We start from the raw sequence: 22,383 nt of genomic DNA, 5'->3' as shown, positions 1-22,383 counted from the left end.
AGCCGTCGACGATGAGCACGTATCCGCGTCTCCCGTTCCGGCAGTCTGGCTCGTGCGCGCTGCTTGACCAGGGCACCGCGATGAGCCGGTTGGTGCGCGGCATGACCGTGCTCGGCATGCTGTTGTCGTTCGGATTCGCATCGTGCGAAGGTCTTCTGTTGAACGGGGCGCATGCGGCAGTCACCGTTGCGTCGAGCGCGCCCGCTCAGGTGGTGGTGATTCCACTTAACGGCGCGATTGGGCCTGCAAGCGCCGATTTCTTCGTGCGCAGCTTGCAACGTGCTCAATCCGGCGGCGCGCAACTCGCGGTGCTGCAACTGGATACGCCTGGCGGGCTGGACACGGCGATGCGCCAGATCATCAAGGCCATTCTCGCGTCGCCGGTGCCGGTTGCCACGTTCATTGCGCCAGGCGGTGCGCGGGCGGCGAGCGCCGGGACCTATATCGTCTATGCAAGCCATGTTGCGGCGATGGCGCCCGGCACCAACCTCGGCGCGGCAACGCCGATCCAGATCGGCCTGGGCGGCGGCGCGCCGCCGTCGACCGGCGCCGGCGGACAGGCGCCGGCGGGTTCGGCGGGTTCGGCCAGCGCCGCGCGGTCCGCGAGCGCGCCCGATTCCAGCACGCTGCCGCTCGACACTTCATCGACCGAATTGCGCAAGCAGGTTCACGACGCCGCTGCCTACATTCGCGGACTTGCCCAGCTGCGCGGCCGCAACGCCGGCTGGGCCGAGCGCGCGGTGCGCGAGGCGGTGAGCCTCTCCGCGCAGGAGGCGCTCGCTCAGCACGTGGTCGATCTCACCGCGCGCGACGTGCCCGATCTGCTGCGTCAGCTGGATGGCCGCACCGTGAGCACCGCGAGCGGGACGGTCACGCTGCACACCGCGCACGCGCGGGTCGTCACACTCGAACCCGACTGGCGCAGCCAGTTTCTCGCCGTGATCACCGACCCGAATGTCGCGTTGATTCTTCTGATGGCCGGCATGTATGGCCTCTTCTTCGAATTCGCCAATCCGGGCTTCGTGCTGCCGGGCGTGGTCGGCGCGATCAGTCTGCTGCTGGGCCTGTTCGCGATGCAGATGTTGCCGGTCAACTATGTCGGCCTGGGCCTGATCTTTCTCGGCATGGCTTTCCTGATCGGCGAAGCATTTCTGCCGACCTTCGGCTCGCTCGGCTTCGGCGGCGTGGTCGCGTTCGTGATCGGCGCGCTGATGCTGATCGACACCGACGTGCCCGGCTACGGCATCCCGTTGCCGATGATCGCGGCCATCGTCGTGTTCAGCGTGGGCTTCGTGCTGGGCATGTCGCGCCTCGCGCTGCGCGCGCGGCGGCGGCCCGTGGTCACGGGTCCGGAAGCGCTGATTGGAAGCGTCGGCGTGGTGCTGGACGACGGCTTGCTAGCTGATGAGACGACAGGCGCCCCGGACGCACACGGTGCGGCGGCCGGATGGGCGCGCGTGCAGGGCGAACGCTGGCGGGTGTCCAGCACGGCTCCGCTCGCGGCGGGTCATGCCGTGCGCGTCATCGCACGGCGCGGACTCACGCTCACGGTCGTGCCCACCGACGCGCGACAGGACCATCGAGGAGAACACACATGATCGGTTTCACATTCGGCTTCACCAGCATTCTGATTCTGCTGGTGGCCGCGCTGGTGGCGTCGTCGATACGGATTTTTCGCGAGTACGAGCGCGGCGTGGTGTTCATGCTGGGGCGTTTCTGGAAGGTAAAGGGACCCGGCCTCGTGCTGATCATTCCGATCGTGCAGCAGGCCGTGCGCATGGATCTGCGCACGATCGTGTTCGACGTGCCGCCGCAGGACGTGATCACCCGCGACAACGTTTCGGTGAAGGTCAACGCAGTGGTGTATTTCCGCGTCGTCGATCCGGAAAAAGCCGTCATCCAGGTGGCGCGCTATTTCGAGGCGACCAGTCAGCTTTCGCAGACCACGCTGCGCGCGGTGCTCGGCAAGCACGAGCTCGACGAGCTGCTCGCCGAGCGCGAGCAACTGAACGCGGACATCCAGAAGGTGCTGGACGCCCAGACCGACGCGTGGGGCATCAAGGTGTCGATTGTCGAAATCAAACATGTGGATATCAATGAAACGATGATCCGCGCGATTGCGCGGCAGGCGGAAGCCGAGCGCGAACGGCGCGCCAAGGTCATTCACGCGGAAGGCGAGCTGCAGGCGTCGCAGCATCTGCTGGAAGCGGCGCAGACGCTGGCGCGGCAGCCGCAGGCCATGCAGTTGCGTTACCTGCAAACACTGACCACCATCGCCGCCGACAAGAACTCGACGATCGTCTTCCCGTTGCCGATCGACCTGCTGAGCGCGGTACTCGACCGCTTCGGCAAGCCGACGGTCCCGTGAACGCCATTCGGCGCCGGCGCGCTTCGCAGCCGGTACGGTCGGCGTTGGTTCGCTGGATGAAACGGATCATTGCCTTCAACGGCATTACTCGAAACGCATTGGGAAACTAGAATTCAGCCCTCGCTTTTAACCGCTTCACGGGAGCTCATCATGAAACCTGCTTCATTTATCGCGTTCGGCGCGTTGCTCGCCGCCGTCAGCATCAGTGCCGCGTTCGCGCAGACGCCCGCGCGTCAGAACGATCCTTCCGCGCCGAAAACCCGTGCCGAGGTGCGCGCCGATCTGGTCGAATGGCGCGCCGCCGGCTACGATCCGCTCGACTGGATCGACTATCCGCAGAATGCGCAGCGTGCCGGCCGGATCGTGGCGGCGCGGCGTGCGCAAGCAAACGGCGGCACGCTCGTCCAGTAAAGCCTTAGCTTTCCTCGCCTTCTCGACGCATCTGCTGGACTCGCCCGCGATTGCAACGGTCGCCGGCGAGCGCGTGTGACGCTGCGGTTTTTTCGCGTTTTTGCGTTTTCGCGCTTTCGCTTTGTGCGGCAACGGCGTCGTTATCACCGGCGTTGCTGCGTTCAGTCGGTGCAATAGCAAGACTGTCGCTCGCCGAGCCCGGCCGCCGGCCGGCTGCTCGCGCAGCAGTGGCCGCCGCAGGCTGATGCGCGTACGCCACAGTCACCGGCCGATCCGGAACGGGATGCACGTCGAAGCGACCTATTCATCGTGCCAATTCCCCGTCTGGGCATCAATCACAATTACAATCCGCCCGTGGCGCGCTCGCGCAGCGCACGGGTACGGCGTTCAACGGCGCCTCGCCCGCTCATTCGCTACGTCAACACCTCATCACAACACACGTATCTGATCGACGAGAGACCCGCCTCATGGACTCCATTAAACGCTACTTCGGTTTTGAAGCCGCCGGTACCAACTTCCGCACCGAAGTCCTCGCCGGCGTCACCACTTTTCTGACGATGGCTTACATCATCTTCGTCAACCCGGCGATCCTCGGCGACGCCGGCATGCCGAAGGAAGCGGTATTCGTCGCGACCTGCCTCGTGGCCGCGCTGGCTTCGCTGATCATGGGTCTGTATGCGAACTACCCGATCGCGCTCGCGCCCGGCATGGGGCTGAACGCATACTTCGCGTACACCGTGGTGAAGGGCATGGGCTTTACGTGGCAGGCCGCGCTCGGCGCGGTGTTCATCTCCGGCTGCCTGTTCCTGATCGTCACGCTGTTCCGTGTGCGCGAGGTGATCGTCAACGGCATTCCGCATTCGATCCGCATTGCGATCACCGGCGGTATCGGCCTTTTTCTCGCGATCATCTCGCTCAAGACGGCGGGTGTCGTGGTCGGCAATCCGGCAACGCTCGTCACGCTGGGCGATTTGCACAGCCCGCACGTGATCCTTGCGGTGATCGGCTTTTTCGCGATCGTCACGCTGGATCATCTGCGAGTGCGCGGCGCGATCCTGATCGGGATCGTCGGCGTCACCGTGCTGAGCTTTTTCTTTGGCGGCAACCAGTTTCACGGCGTCGTGTCCGCGCCGCCATCCATTGCGCCGACGCTCTTTCAACTCGACATTCGCGGCGCGCTGTCGAGCGGCGTGCTGAACGTGATCCTCGTGTTTTTCCTCGTCGAACTGTTCGACGCGACCGGCACGCTGATGGGCGTCGCCAATCGCGCGGGACTGCTGGTCGAAGGCAAGATGCACCGCCTGAACCGCGCACTGCTCGCGGATAGCACCGCCATTCTGGCAGGCTCGATGCTCGGCACCTCGTCGACCACCGCCTATATTGAAAGCGCATCGGGCGTGCAGGCCGGCGGCCGCACCGGCGTCACCGCGTTGACGGTGGCCGTGCTGTTCCTCGCGGCGCTGTTCTTCGCGCCGCTCGCGGGCGTGGTGCCGGGCTATGCGACGGCGCCCGCGCTGCTGTACGTGTCGTGCCTGATGCTGCGCGAGATGCTCGACCTGCCGTGGGACGACGCAACAGAAGTCGTGCCCGCGGCACTTACCGCCTTGCTGATGCCGTTCACCTACTCGATCGCCAATGGTGTCGCGTTCGGCTTCATCTCGTACGCCGGTTTGAAGCTGCTGACGGGCCAGGCGCGCAAAGTGAAACTCGTCGTGTGGATCATTGCCGCGATTTTTCTGTTCCGTTATTTCTATCTCGGCAGCGAATGACGTCACGCGGGGAGCGGGCATGGCAGGCCAACGGCGCAGGGTTGCAACGCGCCGTTAAAGCCATCCGAAGTGGATGGTCCGAGCCGTCAGTTGCGCCAGTTCGCCTCGTAGAAGCGCACATAGCCGCTTCTCAATACGAGGCACTGCGCGCGCGTTTCCGAAATCAGGCGTCGCGTGGCCGCCTCAATGCGCGCGCGGTGCGTATCGAACGCACCGACCATGTCTTCGAGTCTTGGCGATGCCGCGCCGTAGTGGTCCTCCAGCGCTTCCGCCGTGATCATGCATTCCACCCTTTGCCCATCGACCAGCGCCGGAAACGCCAGGGTGAGTTCGCGACCTGAATATTCAGGGGTTTCGTTCGGGAAAAGGATCTGCATGGGAGTCCACCTGGAAGTTGGAGGCCGCGCATGTTCATGACGGTTGATGCGCACGCCGGTTGCACCTGGTCGCGTTAGCAGCTTGAGCCTCCTCCTTGTATGCCGATGACGCGGGCTGATCACTCCGCGTGCATGCTCGATGAGTTCGCGCGCCGCGGAGGTGATTTGATCACTTTAGACGAGTTCGGCGACGGCGCAAGTTTTCTTCCTGTTTGCTGCGTTTCCGTCTGTGAGGGCCGACGATGCGCCTGCTTCTGGTGCTGCGCGTGCCACGTCGCGGTGCGCAAATGACCGGCTGACTCCGTTTTTTCCCTGTCGTGCAGCACCCGTTCGCTCCTGTAAGATCGGGATTGAGCCACACGCTTGCATGTTGCGCTGCGGCATCCCAGGCGGGCAACGCACCCGCTGCGTCCGACCATCGGAGACATGCCTTGACCCAACGTTCCGCCACGCCGCCCGTGATCGGCCGGCCTGAAGTCATCGCGCAAGCTCATGCCCGCTCGCTTCGGACTGGATTGCGAGCGTGCGAGGCGCCGGATTTTCAGCCGCTGGGCCAGCCCGCACTGCGCGAACTGGTCGATCGCAATCAGTCGCTCTACCTGCATGCGCTGCCCGTGATGGAAACGCTGCATGCGCAGATCGTCGATACGCAAAGCATGGTGCTGCTCACCGACTACCGCGGCGTGATTCTGCACAGCCTCGGCGACAGTGACTTCGTCGAAAAGGCAAAACGGGTGGCATTGTGTCCGGGCGTGTCGTGGGCAGAAGCCGATCGCGGCACGAACGCCATCGGCACCGCACTGGTGGACGGCCAGCCAACCGTTGTGCATGCCGGCGAACACTTCCTGCATGCCAATCGCATTCTTACCTGTTCGTGCGCGCCGATTGCGGACGCGTTCGGGCGCACGATCGGCGCGCTCGATGTGAGCGGCGACACGCGCGGCTTTCATAAGCACACGCTCGCGCTCGTCAGAATGTCGGCGCAGATGATCGAAAACCATCTGTTTTCAAACCAGTTCGCCGATGCCGTGCGCGTTCATTTTCATGCGCGCGCGGAATTCATTGGCACGCTGTTCGAAGGCCTGGCCGCGTTCGCACCGGACGGCGGCCTGCTGTCCGCGAATCGCAGCGCGTTGTTCCAGTTCGGCCGGCCGCTCGACGAATTGCAGAAGCAACCGTTCGACGGGCTGTTCGGCAGCGCGTTCGCCCGACTGCTGCGGCAAATCGCGCGCGCGCCCGGCGAAAACATTCTGTTGACGTTGCCAAGCGGCGTGCGTGTCGTCGCGCGAGCCGACTACTCGACGCCGCGGTTCGTCGCGCCCGCGGAAAGTGTCACGAGCGCGGCACGCGCGAATGAGGTCGACTACGCGCGCGGCGCGCATCGGTCGGTCTATCAGCGGGCACCTTGTTCGCCCTACGCGTCATCACCCGAAGCAGCGCGACACGCTGATCCGGCGACACACGCGCCGGCTGCGCCCGTTGCGACGCTCGACACGCTCGACACCGGCGACGCGCAGGTGGCCGCACTTCTGCACCGCGTCGCAAAGCTGCGTGGCCGCGACATTCCGATTCTCGTGCTGGGCAAGACGGGCACCGGCAAGGAGTGGCTCGCGCGCGCGATCCACCATGATTCACCGCGACGCGGGGCACCGTTCGTTGCGCTGAATTGCGCGTCGCTGCCGGACACGCTGATCGAAGCCGAGCTGTTTGGCTACGAGGACGGCGCGTTCACCGGCGCGAAGAAACGCGGCAGCGTCGGCAAGATCGTGCAGGCGGACGGCGGCACGTTGTTCCTCGACGAAATTGGCGATATGCCGCTCGCGCAGCAGGTGCGGCTGATGCGCGTGCTGCAGGAGCGCACCGTGGTACCGCTCGGCGGCACACGAGCGATTCCGGTCGATCTGCGGATCATCTGCGCAACGCACCGCAATCTGCGCGCGATGATCGAAGCGGGCAGCTTCCGCGAAGATCTGTATTACCGAATCAACGGGCTGGTTCTGACGTTGCCGCCGCTGCGCGAAAGGAGCGACCTGGCCACACTCGTCACGCGCATGCTGGCGTTGCAACCGGAAAGCGAAAGCTTGCCGCGTCGCGTGTCCGAGGAAGTGCTCGCGCGCTTCGCGCAATGCCGCTGGCCGGGCAATCTGCGTCAACTGGCGAACGTGCTGCGCACCGCGAGCATCATGGCGGAAGGCACCGAGCAGATCGAGCTCGAAGATCTGCCGGACGACTTTTTGCAGGATTGCGTGCCGGAGGCGGCCGCGCGAGACGCGCCGCAGGCTGGCGCCGCGCTACGGCACGTCGACGCCGCTTTCGATCGCGCTCACGCTGATTGCGACGCCCGAGTCTCCCGGCCTGCATCGACAGGACGAATGGAAGACTGGCAGGCCACGCTGATCGCACAAACGCTCGCACGACTGGGCGGCAACGTGTCCGCGGCGGCGCGTGAACTGGGGCTCGCGCGCAATACGGTGTACAAATATCTGCGGCGCGGCACGACGCATTGAAGTGCATCGGCGCTGCCCGGCCTGGATGCCAGCATCAGCGTGTAAAGTGTGGCGCAATCCGCTACGGTGCACTTCATCGCCTCCACATGATGTCTGATCCCACCCGCCCGCCACACGTGCGCGTCGAGCCGCTTGGCAAGAGCTTCGAAGCGCCGGACTCGCTCACTATTCTCGAAGCCGCCGGCTTTGCGGACGTGCGCTTGCCGCGCTCCTGCCGCAACGGCACGTGCCGCACCTGTCTGTGCAGAATGACCAAAGGGCGCGTGCGCTACACGATCGAATGGCCGGGCCTGAGCCGGGAAGAAAAAGCGGAAGGTTTCATCCTGCCGTGCGTGGCGGTCGCGGAAACCGACGTGGTGATCGAAGCGCCGGATGCAGTGGCAGTGCCGCCGCGCTGACGGCTGCGATCGAGGCTAAGCGGAAATCCGCGCTTACCGCCCGCTTCCCATCGCGCGGGAAATCTTTTTGTCCGTGTTGTACTGGCTTAGCGCGTACACCGACCAGATCGCAGCGGGAATCCAGCCGATCAGCGTGATCTGCAAGATCAGGCAGATGATTCCGGCAAACGGTCGCCCGATTGTGAAGAACTGGAACCACGGCAAGATAATGGCAAGCAATAAACGCATTCAGATTTTCCTGTTTTCATAATAGTGAGTACGACTACGCGGTGACGGCACCTACCGCGCTGGAGGTGCTCAATCGATCCGCGCAAAGCGCTGGATCCTCGCACCGTTATGCTCGATCCACTCGAAAAAGACCGACGCCGGACGTGTCCAGATCGTACCATTGCTCGCCTTGTAGACGATCATCGTGATCGTCGGATCGGACTCGAGCGTAGCCTCGCACACCAGTTCGTACAGGCCGCCCTTGTAGTGCCGATAGCGCACTGGCTGCGCTGCCTGCGATGCTTGTGTCATCTGAAACTCCTATCTATTGAGCAGCACCGCGTGTTCACGTCAAGCGCCCTCTTTCATCTGCTTGAGGATTTTGTAGACCGTGGCGCGGCCCATGGTCAGCACGGCGGCAACGTAGTTCGCGGAACTGCGTCCGCGAAATGCGCCTTGTGCGTGAAGCGCTTCGACGATCTCGCGCTTGTGCTCGCGCGTCAGCGCATTGATGCCGATCTGCCGTTCACGCAACCACGTGTGCAGATAGGTGTTAATGCGGTCCTGCCAGTCGTCGCGAAAGAGTTCCTCCGCAGGCGCGTCGGTCAGCGTGCCACCCTTGATGAACAGATCGAGTGTCGAGCGCACGTCTTCGAACACTGCGATGTTGAAGTTGATGCACAGCATGCCGGCGGGTTTGCCGTCGTCGTCGAACAGAATGTTGCTCACGCAGCGCATGCGCCGGCCGTCCCAGTTGAGCTTCTCGTAAGGGCCGATCGTCTGGCCGCGTGCCGCATAGTGCACCTCGTCGAGCACGGACGGGCCGCCCACTTCGAGCTTCGACAGATTGTTGACCAGGTATGCGATGGTCTGGTCGCGCAAATCGTGGATCACCACCTCCGCGCACGGATAGAAGAGCGCGGCGATGCCGTCGGCGATGGGCGCGTAGCGGGCCAGCAACAGGTCTTTAACAGAAGTCACGTTCGGGTTGCGCATTGACAGTCGCGATAGTCCAGGGAGGCAGCGTGCGGCATCAAGCCCGCCGGCCGCCCGCGGCAACTCGCCATTGTAGCCACCTCGTCCGGCCACGGCGACCGTCGCGCGGATGGGGAACGAAAATCCGCTGCCCGCCCATGCGCACGTACGAGTGCCCCCGATTTTTGTCTCGTGGCGAGCGGTTTTTTTTCGTGCGATAACAGAGCAATCAATTTGACGGAGCAGCAGATGGCCACGCTCGAAGCGTTTCGCGCCGTGCTCGACGACGACGGCACGCCGGAAATCATCAAGAACCACATCATCGATTCGTTGCAGTACGCGCTGCGCAATCACGGACAGATTTTTACGTCGAAGGAAGTCGAATGGCTGTCCGGCTGGGACGACGCGCGCATTCCGCTCGCTGCGTCGCGCGAATTGCAGAAACGCGTCGCCGAAACGTCCCGCTGACCCGCCGCCGGCTCTTCGCTCGCCTCAATGCCGATGCCGATGCCAACGCCGCACTGACGGGTCATCACGATCAGCCGCTTCCGAACGCAAGCGCGCGGCGCGCGGCGCGCTCGCCAGCCGGCCGGTCCGCTCAGGCGGAACGTTCATCACCGAGAAAACGCGCCCAGACGCTGAATGTCCCGCCAGGCGGGCAGTTTGGCTGTGCGCGGAACTTTTCGCTATCCAATTAGCCCCATTTAGTGCATCATATTGGAATAGCTGTATTCCGCTTTCGCAGTTTCTGCCGTGTTCGCGAGCGTTCTGCGCAGATTCAGGCAACGGCAGGCAGTTTCAAACGGCTTCTCCGCACTACCCCCGACTGTTCGATCGCCGCCCGTCGGCGCTCCCGTCACTCCGGCAATGCGCCGCATGCATTCGCCGTCGCGAGTTGTGCAGCTGAGTTGTTCAGCTCCCAGTCAGGTTTATGCGCCCGGTGTCCGCGCGACATCGGCGTGTTTCTTCTCCATCGAACCCGCGACTTAGCGCGGCCGCGCTCAAGCCCTTGCCATCGGGCCTGTGCCAACCTCTTTCCATGGCGGCGCGCCCCAAGGTGCTGCGCAGCCCGGCCTGTCTTGCCGCGCGTAACACGCGTGACACGGCGGCCACGTAATACAGGACATGAGCTTCATGAATTCAGTTGTCAAGACGTACAAAGGTTATGAGATTCACCCGCTCGTCTATCCGCGCCGTCCTACGGACGCGCAGGCGCGCCGCAATCCTGACGCCGGTTATGACGCGTCGGTGCGCATCTGCCGTGTAGGCGCCAATCCGGCGTCGGAAGGCCGGGTGTTCCGGCTGCAGTATCTGTTTCCGTTCGACGGCACGGGCAAGGCGCGCATTGCGTGCATGGCTCACGCCGAGCAACTGATCGACGGTCAGGTAGACGGCCAGTCGGTCGCCGATCTTTGACATTGAGCGGCATGACGGCGAATCCATCCGCCGGCGCCGCAGGACCGCGGGCTCGAAAAAGCCGCGTTTGACCCCATCTAGATGTTGTGCTGCCCGGCATGGGCGACCAACACCCCTTATCCCCATCGACCAGGAGTTATGCATGGCGAAAGAAGAACTGCTTGAACTTGACGGTATCGTCGACGAAGTACTTCCGGATAGCCGTTACCGCGTGACGCTCGACAACGGCGTCGTGGTTGGCGCTTACGCGTCCGGACGCATGCGCAAGAATCACATCCGTATCCTCGCGGGCGACCGCGTGACGCTGGAACTGTCGGTCTACGATCTGACCAAGGGCCGCATCAATTTCCGTCACAAAGACGAGCGCGCCAGCGGTGGCGGCGGTGCTCGCAACACGCAATTCCGTCGCCGCTAAGGCGCGCAGCGCGTCTGCCTCGCACGGTCTGCTCCCCTGAGGCTGCGTGCGCATTCACAGTTGAGTTTCACCTGAGCTGTTAGCGAAGCCTTTCGCGCGCCCTCTCCGGTTCGACGATTTATCTTTCGACCTGAGCGGCGCGCAGCGGCGTCGCATCAACCGTACTGGTGGTTCGTCGTTCCAGCTTCGTAGCACACCTCTCTTGCGGGCTCGTTCGTTGCCCGTACCGCCTTTTCCCAACACGCCAGAGACTGCGCCGGGTCGTCGCCCGAGGCGCGTTTGCGCACCTGCTCCACCCCCTGTAACTCCAGCCCTGATAGACATGCGCACGCCGATCGTGCGCCCGTTCGGTGCATTCGCGCCGTATGCCCCGCGCAAGTGCACCGTGCGGAGTGCCCGGCGTTCCCGCGCCGCTCCCGAGCGGGTGTCCAGTCGACCTGATGCCTGTCACGCCGCTGGCATAGCCGTTGCTTTAATCGACCGCTGCCGCCGATCACACTCTGTCACTTCATGCTGCGCGTCCTTCTGGTCACCGACACCGATAAGCCAATTGGCGATCTGCGCGACGCGCTGGCCCAGCTCGGCTACGAGATGCTGGCCGGCACAGCGACACCGCAGGCGCTGCATCGCGTCGTGCAAAGCGAGCGGCCCGACGTGATCATCATCGACACGGAGTCGCCGTCGCGCGACACGCTTGAACAGCTCGCGGTGATGAACGCCACCGCGCCGCGTCCAGTGCTCATGTTCAGTCACGACGCCAACCAGCAACTGATTCGCGACGCGGTCAGCGCGGGCGTCACCGCCTATCTCGTCGAAGGTCTTGCAACCGAACGGCTCGCACCGATTCTCGAAGTCGCGCTCGCGCGTTTCGCGCAGGAGTCGCAATTGCGCGAACGGCTCGCCCAGGTGGAAAAGGAACTTGCCGAGCGCAAGCTGATCGACCGCGCGAAACGCCTGCTGATGGATCAGCAGAAGATCACCGAACATGCCGCCTACGCGAGCCTGCGCAAGCGCGCAATGAATCAGGGCGTCAAACTCGCCGAAGTCGCCCGCGCCGTCGTCGCGTCGGCTGACTCGCTCAAATGAAGCGCTGCCCATGACCGTTTCCACTTCCTCCCGTTCACCGTTGACCGCCGGGCCGCTCGAGAAGACTCACTTGCGGCTCGGTTTTGTCGCCCTCTCCGACGCCGCACCGCTCGTCGCCGCGAAGCTGCTCGAGTTCGGTCACGCCCATGGGCTGACGCTCGAGTTGTGCCGGCAACCGTCATGGGCCGCCGTGCGCGACAAACTGCTGGCGGGCGACCTCGACGCCGCGCATGCGCTCTACGGTCTCGTCTACGGCGTGCAGTTGGGTCTTGGCGGTCCGCAAACGGATATGGCCGTGCTGATGGTGCTTAATCGCAACGGCCAGGCGATCACGTTGTCGAACCGTCTCGCCGACGCGCTCGACAGGCACCGCACGTTGCCCGAAGCGCTTGCCACGCTCGGCCGCAAACCGGTGTTCGCACAAACCTTCCCGACCGGCACCCACGCAATGTGGCTGTATTACTGGCTCGCGTCGCAAGGCGTGCATCCGTTGCGCGACATCGACAGCGTGGTGATTCCGCCGCCGCAAATGGTCGCCGCGCTTGCCGACGACAAACTCGACGGCCTGTGCGTGGGCGAGCCGTGGAACGCGCTGGCGGAAGCGCAAAAGGTCGGCCGAACGGCGGCTTATACGAGCGATGTGTGGCCCGACCATCCGGAAAAAGTGCTCGCATGCCGGCGCGATTTCGTCAGCGCCAACCCTCATGCGGCGCGTGCGCTCGTGCAAACGATGATCGAAGCGTGCCGCTGGCTCGACGGCGCGGGGCATCGCGACGAGATCGCTCACTGGCTGGCGCGCCCGGAGTACATCGGCATCGACGAAACGCTGATCGCCGCGCGCCTCGCGCAAAGCGGCGCACCCACTATGCCGCGCGGACTGCCGGTGCGTTTTTTCGATAACGGTGCGGTCAACTTTCCGAGTCCGTTCGAGGGCGCATGGTTTCTCACGCAATTCGAACGCTGGGGCATGATCGACGCGCGCACCGACTATGCGGACATTGCGGCGAGCATCAATCAGACGGCGTTGTATCGCGAAGCAGCGGCCAGTGTGAACGTGCCCGCGCGAGAGGCGCGCGCGGGGCAGGTGTTGATCGACGGGAAAGTGTGGGACGGCAATACATCGCCAGCGGGCTACGCGCAAAGTTTTGCGATGCGCGGATGATGGACAGCACGGCGCGCCGCGAGATGTGCCGCCCGTGGCGAGCCTCGCAGCGCGGCGCGTCCTGATCCGTCAGAAATTGAAGTTGTCGATATTGCTCGCATCGAACGTGGTCGGCGGTCCGAGAATAATTTCGCCTTGCGGGCCGATGGTGCGCTTGCCGAGCTTGCCGGCGTCGAACGATTCGCCTTCCTTACCCGTGATGGTGCCCGACGACAGAGCCGCCGCCGCATAAGCCGCCAGATAGCCGAGCTGGCTCGGGTCCCACAACTGGAACGCCTTGACCGTGCCGTTCTTCACGAACGCGCGCATCTGGTTCGGCGTGCCCAACCCGGTGACCGCCACTTTGCCCTTGCTCGACGACGACGAGATATAGCGCGCCGCCGCCGCAATGCCCACCGTGGTCGGCGACACAATCGCCTTCAGATTCGGATAAGCCTGCAGCAAGCCCTGCGTTTCGACGAACGACTTCTGGTCGTCGTCGTTACCGTAGGCAATCTTCACGAGCTTCATTTTCGAGTACTCGGGCTTCTTCAGCTCTTCCTGCATCCATTTGATCCACGTGTTCTGATTGGTCGCGTTCGGCGTGGCCGACAGCACCGCGAACTCGCCCTCGCCGCCCATCAGTTTCGCGACGAGTTGAATCTGGCTGCGGCCAATGCCTTCCGCATTCGCCTGGTTGACGAACAACTGGCGGCCGTCAGGCGCGGTGTCCGAGTCGAACGTCACCACCTTGATGCCTTGCGCCATCGCTTTCTTCAGATAGGGGACCACTGCGTTCGCATCGTTCGCGGCGATCACGATCGCATCCTGACGCTGCGTGATCAGCGTATTGATGTACTGCACCTGCGACGACGCGCCCGCGTCCGACGGTCCCACCACTTTGCCCACGCCACCGAACTCCTTGATCGCCGCAAGACCGCCGTTGTCGGCGGTGACTTCATAAGGATTGTTGATCTGTTTCGGTACGAACGCGATTTTGAGCCCGCTTTTCAGGCCTGCCGCGGACGCGGCGCAGCTGAGCGCGATCAGCGCCACGCAGAGCGCAGCCTTGCCGGTATGACGAAGAGGTTTGAACATGAAGTGTCTCCTGCCTTGTTGTTGGACGTGACGAGGTCCAGGTTATCAGTCGTTGGTATTTCGCTTCGCAGACACATACAGCCAGACAATCAAACGGAAGAAGCCGACTTCGCGATGAAACGCCGGTCGCGCGCCGCGCGCCACCGGGCAACCAGATTGGGAATCAGAACCGACGCAAGCAGCAGCAAGCCGGTGACGATGGTCAGCGTTTCGCTCGATACGTCGTCGAGCGTCAGCGCGTTTTTCAGCACGCCGATGATGAGCAACGAAAGCAGTACGCCAACCATCGATCCGCGTCCGCCAAAAATGCTCACGCCGCCGAACAGCACCGCCGCGATGACCGACAGCTCGAAGCCTTCGCCGTTGTCGCCGCGCGCGCTGGTGAAGCGCAGCGTATAGACGACGCCCGCCAGTGCGCTCATCAGGCCGGACAGCACGAACAGGCGCAAGCGCATCTTCGCGACCTCGATGCCGGAGAACGCCGCCGCCGTCGGATTCGCGCCGATTGCATAGAGGCTGCGTCCAAATGCGGTCGACTGCAGCAACACCGTGAACAGAACCGCGCTCACGATGACGATGGCGAACGGCAGCGGAATGAACGTCGCGCCGACCGTGTCCATGCCGAAAGCCGTGTACGCAGCTGGAAAGTCCGCGACCGCCTGGTCTCCGAGCAGCACGTACGCCAGACCGCGAAAGAGCGCGAGCGTGCCGATCGTCACCGCCAATGAAGGCAGATTCAGCTTCACGATCACAAGGCCGTTGAGCAGGCCCGCCAATGCGCCGGCAATCAGCACGAGTGCGATCACGACCGGCATCGGCAGACCCATATGCCAGAGCACGCCCATCAACGCACTGGACGCACCCAGCACCGACGCGACCGAAAGATCGATTTCGGCGGCGACGATGATGAGCGTCATCGGCAACGCCATCAACGCGATCTCCGTCAGGTCGGCCAATATGTTGCTCACATTCGCGCCGGTGAGAAACACGGGCGATAGCACCCGGCCCAGCACGAGCGACAGAATCAGCACGATCAACAGCAGGACTTCCCACTGGAGCGGTGTTTCGCGTTTGCGCGTAATCAGCGCGGAATCGGGTTTAGCCATGATCGCGTTTCCTCATCATGCGTTTGGCGACGGAACGGGCGAGCAACGTGTCGGCGGTAATCGCGGCGACGATCAGCGCGCCTTCGATCGCCTGCTCCCAGAATGGCGACACGTGCAGCACGACGAGCGCGATGCTGATGACGCCGAGCACGAGCGCGCCGAGCGTCGCGCCGAGGATCGTGCCCACCCCGCCGGTGATCGCGACACTGCCCACCACCGCCGCGGCCACCACCTGCAATTCGATGCCCTTCGCCGTGCTCGCGTCCACCGTACCGAAGCGCGCGAGCCACAACGCGCCCGCGAAACCGGCAATCGCGCCCGACAGCAGGAAGCCCGACATCACGCGCCGTTCCACGTTCACGCCGGCAAGGCGTGCCGCTTCCGGGTTCGAGCCGATCGCGTAGTGCTCACGCCCAGCACGAAACTGCTTCAGATACACGGCCAGTCCGATCAGCACGACGATCGCAATCAATGCAAGCGTCGGAACGCCGAGCAGCGTGCCGGTCGCAAGCCGCGAAAAGGCGTCGGGCAAACTCGTCGCGTTGATCTGGCCACCGTGCACCCATGCGTAGTCGGCTCCGCGAAAGATGTACAGCGTGGAGAGCGTGGCCACCAGCGACGGCACGCGTCCCACCGCGACGAGCAGCGCGTTGATGCCGCCGGCGACCAGCCCGAACACGAGGCCCGCGCCGAGCGCGACGATCACCGGCATGTGCGGAAACGCCACGTATAGACTGCCGACCGCATACGCGCTGATGCCGACGGTCGAGCCCACCGAAAGATCGATATGCCGCATCAGGATGACCACGGTCATGCCGGCTGTCAGCAAGCTGATGATCGATACATTCAGAAGCACGTCACGCAGATTCTGCAGGTTCAGGAACTGCGGCTTGGCGAGCCCCGTGCCCACGATCAGCAGGATCAGCACGACGAACAGCGTGATTTCGCGGCTCTTCGCCACGCTGCCGATCAGGCCGCCGGGCGAAGCGGCGGCGCGTCTGGGCACCGGCGCCTGGACCGGTGCGGGATGAGTGGAAGATTGGCGCATCATGCGGCGTGTCCCCACGGTGGAGTCGGATGACCGACGGGTTGGCCGACAGGTTGGCCTGCGGGCTGGCCGAGCGCGGCGCCCATGATGCGCTCCTCGTTCGCATCGGCGCGCGCTATATCCGCGCTAATACGACCCTCGTGCATCACCAGCACACGGTCCGCCATACCGAGTACCTCGGGCAGTTCGCTCGAAATCATCAGCACGGCCATGCCGTCCCGCACGAGTTCGGCGAGCGCGCTGTAGACCTCGGCTTTCGCGCCGACGTCGATGCCGCGTGTCGGTTCGTCGATGATCAGCACTTTCGGGCCGGTCGCGAGCCATTTGCCGAGCACCACTTTCTGCTGGTTACCGCCTGACAGCGTGCCGACCGGCGCGGCCGGATCCGCCGCTTTCAGACGCAGACGCGTGCCCCACTGATTCGCGAGTTGAGTCTCGCTGCGCGTGGAAATGAGGCCATGTTTGACGAGACGGCCGAGCACCGTCATCGACGCATTGCGGGCAATGCTCAACTCCAGCGCGAGTCCCTGCTGACGACGGTCCTCCGGCACCAGCGCGAGACCGGCACGCACGGCCGCAGCGGCACTGCCTGCCGGGAGGCGCTTGCCCGCAATCTGAATTTCACCCGAGTCGAGCGGATCGATGCCGAAAATTGCGCGCGCCACTTCGCTGCGCCCCGCGCCCACGAGACCCGCGAGCGCAACGATTTCGCCGGCGCGCACGTCGAAGGAAATGTCCTTGAATACGCCCGTGCGCGTCAGGCCGCGCACGGAAAGACGCACTTCACCCGGCACGCACTCCGCCTTGGGATAAAACGTTTCCAGGTCGCGGCCGACCATCTTTGCCACGATCGCATCGGTGGTCAGGTCGGCAGTCAGGCCGTCGAATACTTTTGCGCCGTCGCGCATGATCGTGACGCGTTGCGTGAGCGTGAACACCTCATCGAGCCGGTGCGTGATGAAAAGTATCGCCACGTCGCGCTCGCGCAGCTTGCGCACGATCGCAAAGAGCCGCTCCACTTCCGGCAGCGAGAGCGCTGCTGTCGGCTCGTCCATGATCAGCACGTTGGCATTGAGCGACAACGCTTTCGCAATTTCGATCACCTGCTGGTCCGCGATCGACAGGCCGCGCACCAGTTGATCGGCACGCAGATCCACGCCCAGCGACGCCAGCAGGCCGTCCACTTCACGGCGCATCGCATCGTATTGAATGCGCCCGATCCGGTCGACCGGCTGGCGGCCCATGAAGATATTTTCCGCGATCGACAGATCGAAAAATAGTGTGGGCTCCTGATAGATCACGGCGAGGCCCGCGTCGCGTGCTTCAGCGGGCGTCGCAAAGCGGCGCGGCGCGCCGTCCACCAGAAGCTCGCCGCTATCGGGCTGATGCACGCCGGCGAGTATTTTCACAAGCGTCGATTTGCCCGCGCCGTTTTCGCCGAGCAGCGCATGCACTTCGCCCGGCCAGAGCGCAAGGTCGCCATCGGACAAAGCGCGCACGCGGCCGAATGATTTGCTTGCATGCCGCAGTTCGAGCCTCGGCACAGCGGATGGGGTTGACTGCACTACCTGCCTCCTTCTTTTCGCGTTCGAACCCGCATCGTCAGATGCGGTAAAAACGTTCTGCATTGCGGCGAAACAGTGCGTCCTTGTCGGTGTCGCTCGCGCCGTCCACGATCGACGCGTACGCGCGCCACAAATCCGTGTACGAACTGAACTGCCGGTCGACCGGAAAGTTCGACGCGAACATCGCCCGCTCCACACCAAATGTGTCGATCGTTTCGAGCACGTACGGCCGCAGGCTTTCCACCGTCCACTTGTGATCGAACATCGCAAAGCCACTGATTTTCACTGCGACGTTCGGGCAGCCCGCGAGCACCCGCATGCCGTCGCGCCACGCACGATAACCGGCCACGCTGCTGCGATCCACGAACATGCCGGCGTGATTGACGATCAACTGCGTGTCGCCATGCGCTCGCGCCAACGCCGCGGCCTCATCCATCTGCGACGGATAGATTTGCAGATCGAACGACAGGTCGTGCGCTCGCAGCAAGCCGAAATGTTCACGCCATTGCGGCTCGCGCATGAAATGACGGCCGACGTAGTCGTAAAGCTTGTCGTCGTGCACATTCAGGATCTGCCGGACGCCGCGCGTGTTTGCAAACGACGCATGCGCTTCGAGCAGTTCGGCAGCGTTGTGCGCCGACAGATCTACAGCGGCGACAAACGCATTGGGCATGCCGCGCGAGCGCGCGCTATCGGCCACCGACTGCAGCCAGCGCGTTTCAGCAACGGGATTCGCGGGATCGGGATTCGCCTCGACGTGCACCACTTTCAGCACTTCGATCTCGCCGGCCTCGCCCAGCAGATCCTCGAGCAGATAATCGTGCTTGAGCGCACGGGCGTCGCCCACGAACGAGACGCCCGGATTCTCCAGCCACGGGTAACGCAATGCGTTCAGATCCCACAGATGAATATGCGAATCGACAACCTGCATGCGTCATTCTCCATTCGATGAACGTTCGCTCCGTACTCAGTTCGTGTGAACCGGCCGGTTGACGGTATTCAGATGAAACACGGGCTCCAGCGCCTGTTGAAGCGGCGTATGATCGGGCGCCGTGTGCATGATGTCGGCCATGTAATCCCACCATTTGCGCATCACGTCGAGATGCGGCAGCGCGTCCATGGAATGATGGGTCGTGCGCGTGAGGATGGCGAAAAGATGATGCGAGTCCGCGTCGAAGAATATGCGGTAATCGCGCACGCCGGCGTTGTGCAACGCGTCGACCAGCTCTGGCCAGATCTGCGCGTGACGTCGCTCGTATTCCTCCCGCATGCCGGGGTTGAGCACCATCCGGAAAGCGATTGTCTCCATAGCGGCCTGTCTCCCGTCGTGTCGGGGCGCTTTCCCTGTGAAACGTAGAAGCGTCTGATACGACTATAATTCCTGCGTCGATAGCATCTCAATCCGTTGTTGGGATTGGGCGATCCACAAACCGAATCGCACCGGAACCATGAGCCAACCCTCAGCAACCGTCGCACTCGTCAATCGGCTCAAGTTCAAGCACCTCGCGCTGCTCGTCGCGCTCGACGACGCGCGCAATCTGCATCAGGCCGCCGAGGCCGTCAACGTCGCGCAACCAAGCGCGAGCCGCATGCTCGGCGACATCGAGGAAGCGTTCGGCTTTCTGCTGTTCGAGCGCAACGCGCGCGGGATGACGCCTACGCCGCTTGGCGTCGTCACACTGGCTTACGCGCGCCGCGCGCTCGCCGAACTCACGCGCTTTTCCGAAGACCTCGACGTCAAGCGCCGTGGCGGACACGGACAGCTGACCGTCGGCGCGATCATGGGCGCCGCGCCCGATCTGCTTGCGATGTCGGTTGCCGCGCTCAAGACGGAAAGTCCGCTGCTGAACGTGCGCATTCTCGGCGAGACGAGCGACCAGGTCGTGCAATTGCTGCATCGCCGCGAAGTCGATCTCGCGCTCGGGCGACTGACGAGTCCACTCGAACACAACGACTTCAGTTTCGAACCGCTTGCCCGCGAGACGCTGCTGCTGGTGGTGCGCGCCGTGCATCCGCTTGCCCAGCGCACACGCATCACGCTGCGCGAACTGATGGACTGGCCGTGGGTTGCGCAACCCGTCACCAGTCCGGCGCGCGTGCTGTTCGAAGAAGAACTCGCGCGCGCGGGACTGGCCACGCCGGTGAATCTCACCGAATGCGCGTCGATTTTCGCCACGCTGCAACTGCTTGAAAATTACGACGCGGTGGCCATGCTGCCGGAGTCGGTGGTACGTGATCACCTGCGCGGCAAACTGCTGGTCGCATTGCCACTCGAAATCGGCAAGAGCCTTGCGGGTTTCGGGATTCTTACGCGCAAAGGCGAAGCGCTCGCCGAACCCGCGCTGCGTTTCATCGACCTGCTGCGCGGTTTCTCGCGCACACTGACCCGCGACGAAACCAGCGCCGCCGCTGTCACGAGCACGCCGGCGGTTGTGGCGTCCGCTCCCGTGGATTGAAGTCGGCATCGCTTGCTTACTGCAGGTTCACGAACAGGCCGCCGTCCACCAGCAACGCTGCGCCGGTCACGTAGCGCGCGCGGTCCGACGCGAGAAACACCACGCATTCAGCGACATCGTCCGGACGTCCCAGTCTGCCGAGCGGAATGCGCTTCTCGAAGTACGCTTTTTTGGCTTCGTCAGCGAGATCGTCGGCGTTCAGGTCGGTCGCGATCGTCCCCGGCATCACCGAATTGCAGCGAATGCCGTAGGGCCCCAGTGCGACCGCGCAGGACTGCATCAGCGAATGGACACCTGCTTTGGTCGGCGTGTAATGCGTTTGCATGCCGCCGCCCACCAGCGCGCTGATCGAACTCGTCGCGACAATCGCGCCGCCGGTACCCTGCGCCTTCATCTGCTGCGCGGCGGCTTGCACGACATAAAACGCGCCGTTCAGATTGACCGCTACCGTCGACTCCAGCACCTCGGGCGGCATGTCGAGAAACGCATGAAACGGACAGATGCCGGCATTGCTTGCGAGCACGTCGACCTTGCCGAATGCTTCGACTGTCTGACGCACGAGTTGCTGCCCCGTTTCGCGCGCAGCGACGTTTCCCTCGATCGCGATGACACGCCGGCCGAGCGCCTCGATCTCGGCGACCACTTCCGCGACCGCTGAGCGGCGCCCATACGATGCGTCGTTATCGCCCCAGTAGTTGATCGCCACGTCCGCGCCTTCCGTTGCACACGCAACGGCAATCGCACGGCCAATTCCGCGCGAGCCGCCGGTGACGATCACGGCCTTGTCCTTGAGCAACACGTCTATCCTCCTGTCGTTCCTGATTCAATACCACGCCATGTTCAACGCGGGTAAGGCCGCACCAGCGCACATTCCGGATTCAGCCGCACGCCGAAGCCCGGCGTGTCCGGTACTTTCATGCGCCCGTTCACGGGCACCGGTTCGTCGAGCAGAAGCGGCGTGAACATCGGCACCACTTCGTCGGCCTTCGGCGCCATCATCAGAAACTCGGCGAACGGCGAGTTGTGCCGTGTCACGACGAAGTGGTAGCTATACACCGACGACCCATGTGGCACGACCAGCACATTGTGCGCGTCGGCCAGCGCGGAAATCTTGATCAGTTCAGTGATGCCGCCGCACCAGCCGACGTCCGGCTGGATCAGATCGCAGCATTGCATCTCCAGCAGCATGCGAAATCCCCAACGCGTGGCTTCGTGCTCGCCGGTGGACACCATCATGCCGCGCGGCACGTTGCGGCGCAGTTCGGCGTAACCCCAGTAGTCGTCGGGCGGCAGACACTCCTCGATCCACTTGAGACCATACTCGTGCGCGGCCTGCGCGAGCCGCGTCGCGTAGGGTACGTCGAGGCTCATCCAGCAGTCGTACATCAGCCAGAAGTCGTCGCCTACGCGGCTGCGCATATCGGCGAGTTTTTCGAGGTTCTTCTTCAGCCCCTCTTCGCCTTCGGCCGGACCATGCTGCAAGGGCAGCTTGCCGCCGATGAACCCCATCTCCTTCGCGAGATCCGGCCGCGCGCCGGTTGCGTAGAACGTGAGTTCATTGCGAACGGGTCCGCCCAACAGCTGGTACACAGGTTCTTTTCTGACTTTCGCCAACAGATCCCACAACGCGAGATCGACGCCCGAAATCGTATTCAGCACCACGCCCTTGCGACCGTAATAGAGCGTGGAAAAATACATCTGATCCCACATCTTTTCGATGTCGGTCACGAGCTGACCTTCGAGAAAGCGCGCCAGATGCTTTTCAACAATGAATGCGCCGATCTCACCGCCTGTCGTGACAGCGAAGCCGACTGTGCCGTCGCTGGCCTCGATTTCCACGACGAGCGTGCCGAGCACGTTGATGCCGAACGACTGGCGGCTCTGGCGATACTCGGGATAGCGTGCCATCGGCGTGGCAATGTGGTCGTCGATCCAGTGTCCGCCGGGTTGATCGTGATAATCCGCGCCGCCGCCGCGAACGATGAAGGCACGCACGTGCCGGATAGTGGGCATGGCCATGAATGGGCTCCGTGATGAGTG

At 63.5% G+C, this 22,383-nt stretch carries 24 protein-coding genes; 12 read left to right on the top strand and 12 right to left on the bottom strand.

From position 1 onward, the window contains the following. Positions 1 to 11: 11 nt before the first annotated feature. The 4 genes from AAGS40_RS18435 (at position 12) to AAGS40_RS18420 (ending at position 4,548) form a co-directional block, all read left to right on the top strand. Positions 12 to 1,598 carry a nodulation protein NfeD gene (locus tag AAGS40_RS18435; RefSeq protein WP_345816213.1) on the top strand — a complete coding sequence of 529 codons (1,587 nt, stop codon included), beginning with the start codon at positions 12 to 14 and terminating at the stop codon, positions 1,596 to 1,598. After that, positions 1,595 to 2,368: a slipin family protein gene (locus AAGS40_RS18430; RefSeq protein WP_345816212.1), complete on the top strand. Its 774-nt coding sequence runs from the start codon at positions 1,595 to 1,597 to the stop codon at positions 2,366 to 2,368. The genes AAGS40_RS18435 and AAGS40_RS18430 overlap by 4 nt, the downstream gene beginning before the upstream one ends. A gap of 150 nt (positions 2,369 to 2,518) precedes the next feature. Continuing rightward, a complete protein-coding gene (locus tag AAGS40_RS18425; RefSeq protein ID WP_345816211.1) occupies positions 2,519 to 2,779 on the top strand; it encodes a DUF4148 domain-containing protein in 261 nt (86 codons plus the stop codon). Positions 2,780 to 3,246: 467 nt separating this feature from the next. Then, positions 3,247 to 4,548: an NCS2 family permease gene (locus AAGS40_RS18420; protein WP_345816210.1), complete on the top strand. Its 1,302-nt coding sequence runs from the start codon at positions 3,247 to 3,249 to the stop codon at positions 4,546 to 4,548. 86 nt (positions 4,549 to 4,634) lie between these two features. Here the strand turns inward: AAGS40_RS18420 and AAGS40_RS18415 are convergent, their stop codons facing one another. After that, positions 4,635 to 4,925 carry a DUF1488 domain-containing protein gene (locus AAGS40_RS18415; RefSeq protein ID WP_345816209.1) on the bottom strand — a complete coding sequence of 97 codons (291 nt, stop codon included), beginning with the start codon at positions 4,923 to 4,925 and terminating at the stop codon, positions 4,635 to 4,637. A 431-nt stretch (positions 4,926 to 5,356) separates the two neighbouring features. On the opposite strand from AAGS40_RS18415, the gene AAGS40_RS18410 reads away from it, so the two are divergent. After that, on the top strand, positions 5,357 to 7,432 hold the full coding sequence (locus AAGS40_RS18410) for a sigma-54-dependent Fis family transcriptional regulator (RefSeq protein WP_345816624.1): 2,076 nt from the start codon (positions 5,357 to 5,359) through the stop codon (positions 7,430 to 7,432). An 89-nt stretch (positions 7,433 to 7,521) separates the two neighbouring features. Beyond that, on the top strand, positions 7,522 to 7,830 hold the full coding sequence (locus tag AAGS40_RS18405; RefSeq protein WP_345816623.1) for a 2Fe-2S iron-sulfur cluster-binding protein: 309 nt from the start codon (positions 7,522 to 7,524) through the stop codon (positions 7,828 to 7,830). A 33-nt stretch (positions 7,831 to 7,863) separates the two neighbouring features. Here the strand turns inward: AAGS40_RS18405 and AAGS40_RS18400 are convergent, their stop codons facing one another. The 3 genes from AAGS40_RS18400 to AAGS40_RS18390 all read right to left on the bottom strand — a co-directional run bounded on the left by AAGS40_RS18400 (position 7,864) and on the right by AAGS40_RS18390 (position 9,033). Further along, positions 7,864 to 8,058 carry a YqaE/Pmp3 family membrane protein gene (locus AAGS40_RS18400; protein ID WP_345816208.1) on the bottom strand — a complete coding sequence of 65 codons (195 nt, stop codon included), beginning with the start codon at positions 8,056 to 8,058 and terminating at the stop codon, positions 7,864 to 7,866. A gap of 69 nt (positions 8,059 to 8,127) precedes the next feature. Next, positions 8,128 to 8,349 carry a DUF1653 domain-containing protein gene (locus tag AAGS40_RS18395; protein ID WP_345816207.1) on the bottom strand — a complete coding sequence of 74 codons (222 nt, stop codon included), beginning with the start codon at positions 8,347 to 8,349 and terminating at the stop codon, positions 8,128 to 8,130. Between the two features lie 39 nt (positions 8,350 to 8,388). Then, the gene (locus AAGS40_RS18390; RefSeq protein ID WP_345816206.1) at positions 8,389 to 9,033 is read right to left on the bottom strand and encodes a PAS domain-containing protein; all 645 of its coding nucleotides are present in this window, start codon (positions 9,031 to 9,033) and stop codon (positions 8,389 to 8,391) included. A 228-nt stretch (positions 9,034 to 9,261) separates the two neighbouring features. On the opposite strand from AAGS40_RS18390, the gene AAGS40_RS18385 reads away from it, so the two are divergent. From AAGS40_RS18385 to AAGS40_RS18365, 5 genes are all read left to right on the top strand, one after another. Further along, positions 9,262 to 9,480 (top strand): hypothetical protein, encoded by a 219-nt coding sequence (locus AAGS40_RS18385; RefSeq protein WP_345816205.1) that lies wholly within the window; start codon positions 9,262 to 9,264, stop codon positions 9,478 to 9,480. Between the two features lie 666 nt (positions 9,481 to 10,146). Continuing rightward, positions 10,147 to 10,428: a hypothetical protein gene (locus AAGS40_RS18380; RefSeq protein ID WP_345816204.1), complete on the top strand. Its 282-nt coding sequence runs from the start codon at positions 10,147 to 10,149 to the stop codon at positions 10,426 to 10,428. A gap of 142 nt (positions 10,429 to 10,570) precedes the next feature. Further along, positions 10,571 to 10,843: a translation initiation factor IF-1 gene (gene infA, locus AAGS40_RS18375; RefSeq protein WP_042325066.1), complete on the top strand. Its 273-nt coding sequence runs from the start codon at positions 10,571 to 10,573 to the stop codon at positions 10,841 to 10,843. Between the two features lie 510 nt (positions 10,844 to 11,353). Further along, positions 11,354 to 11,929 (top strand): ANTAR domain-containing protein, encoded by a 576-nt coding sequence (locus AAGS40_RS18370; RefSeq protein WP_345816203.1) that lies wholly within the window; start codon positions 11,354 to 11,356, stop codon positions 11,927 to 11,929. Positions 11,930 to 11,939: 10 nt separating this feature from the next. After that, complete coding sequence (locus AAGS40_RS18365; protein WP_345816202.1) at positions 11,940 to 13,091, top strand: CmpA/NrtA family ABC transporter substrate-binding protein; 1,152 nt, start codon at positions 11,940 to 11,942, stop codon at positions 13,089 to 13,091. A gap of 69 nt (positions 13,092 to 13,160) precedes the next feature. Here AAGS40_RS18365 and rhaS read toward each other — a convergent pair whose 3' ends face one another. The 6 genes from rhaS to rhaM all read right to left on the bottom strand — a co-directional run bounded on the left by rhaS (position 13,161) and on the right by rhaM (position 19,196). Then, a complete protein-coding gene (gene rhaS, locus AAGS40_RS18360; RefSeq protein WP_345816201.1) occupies positions 13,161 to 14,168 on the bottom strand; it encodes a rhamnose ABC transporter substrate-binding protein in 1,008 nt (335 codons plus the stop codon). Between the two features lie 89 nt (positions 14,169 to 14,257). Next, on the bottom strand, positions 14,258 to 15,274 hold the full coding sequence (locus tag AAGS40_RS18355; protein WP_345816200.1) for an ABC transporter permease: 1,017 nt from the start codon (positions 15,272 to 15,274) through the stop codon (positions 14,258 to 14,260). After that, positions 15,267 to 16,325, bottom strand: coding sequence for an ABC transporter permease (locus AAGS40_RS18350; protein WP_345816199.1), 1,059 nt, complete (start codon positions 16,323 to 16,325; stop codon positions 15,267 to 15,269). Before AAGS40_RS18350 ends, AAGS40_RS18355 begins: the two co-directional genes overlap by 8 nt. After that, positions 16,322 to 17,887: a sugar ABC transporter ATP-binding protein gene (locus AAGS40_RS18345; RefSeq protein ID WP_345816198.1), complete on the bottom strand. Its 1,566-nt coding sequence runs from the start codon at positions 17,885 to 17,887 to the stop codon at positions 16,322 to 16,324. The genes AAGS40_RS18350 and AAGS40_RS18345 overlap by 4 nt, the downstream gene beginning before the upstream one ends. 37 nt (positions 17,888 to 17,924) lie before the next feature. After that, positions 17,925 to 18,818, bottom strand: coding sequence for an amidohydrolase family protein (locus AAGS40_RS18340; protein WP_345816197.1), 894 nt, complete (start codon positions 18,816 to 18,818; stop codon positions 17,925 to 17,927). Positions 18,819 to 18,854: 36 nt separating this feature from the next. Then, positions 18,855 to 19,196 (bottom strand): L-rhamnose mutarotase, encoded by a 342-nt coding sequence (gene rhaM / locus AAGS40_RS18335; RefSeq protein ID WP_345816196.1) that lies wholly within the window; start codon positions 19,194 to 19,196, stop codon positions 18,855 to 18,857. A 139-nt stretch (positions 19,197 to 19,335) separates the two neighbouring features. Between rhaM and AAGS40_RS18330 the strand changes: the two genes are divergently transcribed. After that, positions 19,336 to 20,343, top strand: coding sequence for a LysR family transcriptional regulator (locus AAGS40_RS18330; RefSeq protein ID WP_345816195.1), 1,008 nt, complete (start codon positions 19,336 to 19,338; stop codon positions 20,341 to 20,343). 16 nt (positions 20,344 to 20,359) lie between these two features. Here AAGS40_RS18330 and AAGS40_RS18325 read toward each other — a convergent pair whose 3' ends face one another. Both AAGS40_RS18325 and rhmD read right to left on the bottom strand, forming a co-directional pair. Beyond that, the gene (locus tag AAGS40_RS18325) at positions 20,360 to 21,142 is read right to left on the bottom strand and encodes an SDR family NAD(P)-dependent oxidoreductase (protein ID WP_345816194.1); all 783 of its coding nucleotides are present in this window, start codon (positions 21,140 to 21,142) and stop codon (positions 20,360 to 20,362) included. Positions 21,143 to 21,183: 41 nt separating this feature from the next. Continuing rightward, complete coding sequence (gene rhmD / locus AAGS40_RS18320; protein ID WP_345816193.1) at positions 21,184 to 22,362, bottom strand: L-rhamnonate dehydratase; 1,179 nt, start codon at positions 22,360 to 22,362, stop codon at positions 21,184 to 21,186. Positions 22,363 to 22,383: the final 21 nt, after the last annotated feature.

It is taken from the genome of Paraburkholderia sp. PREW-6R (assembly GCF_039621805.1).
Lineage (GTDB): Bacteria > Pseudomonadota > Gammaproteobacteria > Burkholderiales > Burkholderiaceae > Paraburkholderia.
The sequence above is the reverse complement of the archived record's forward strand: the minus strand, read 5'-3'. Positions and strand labels throughout refer to the sequence as shown.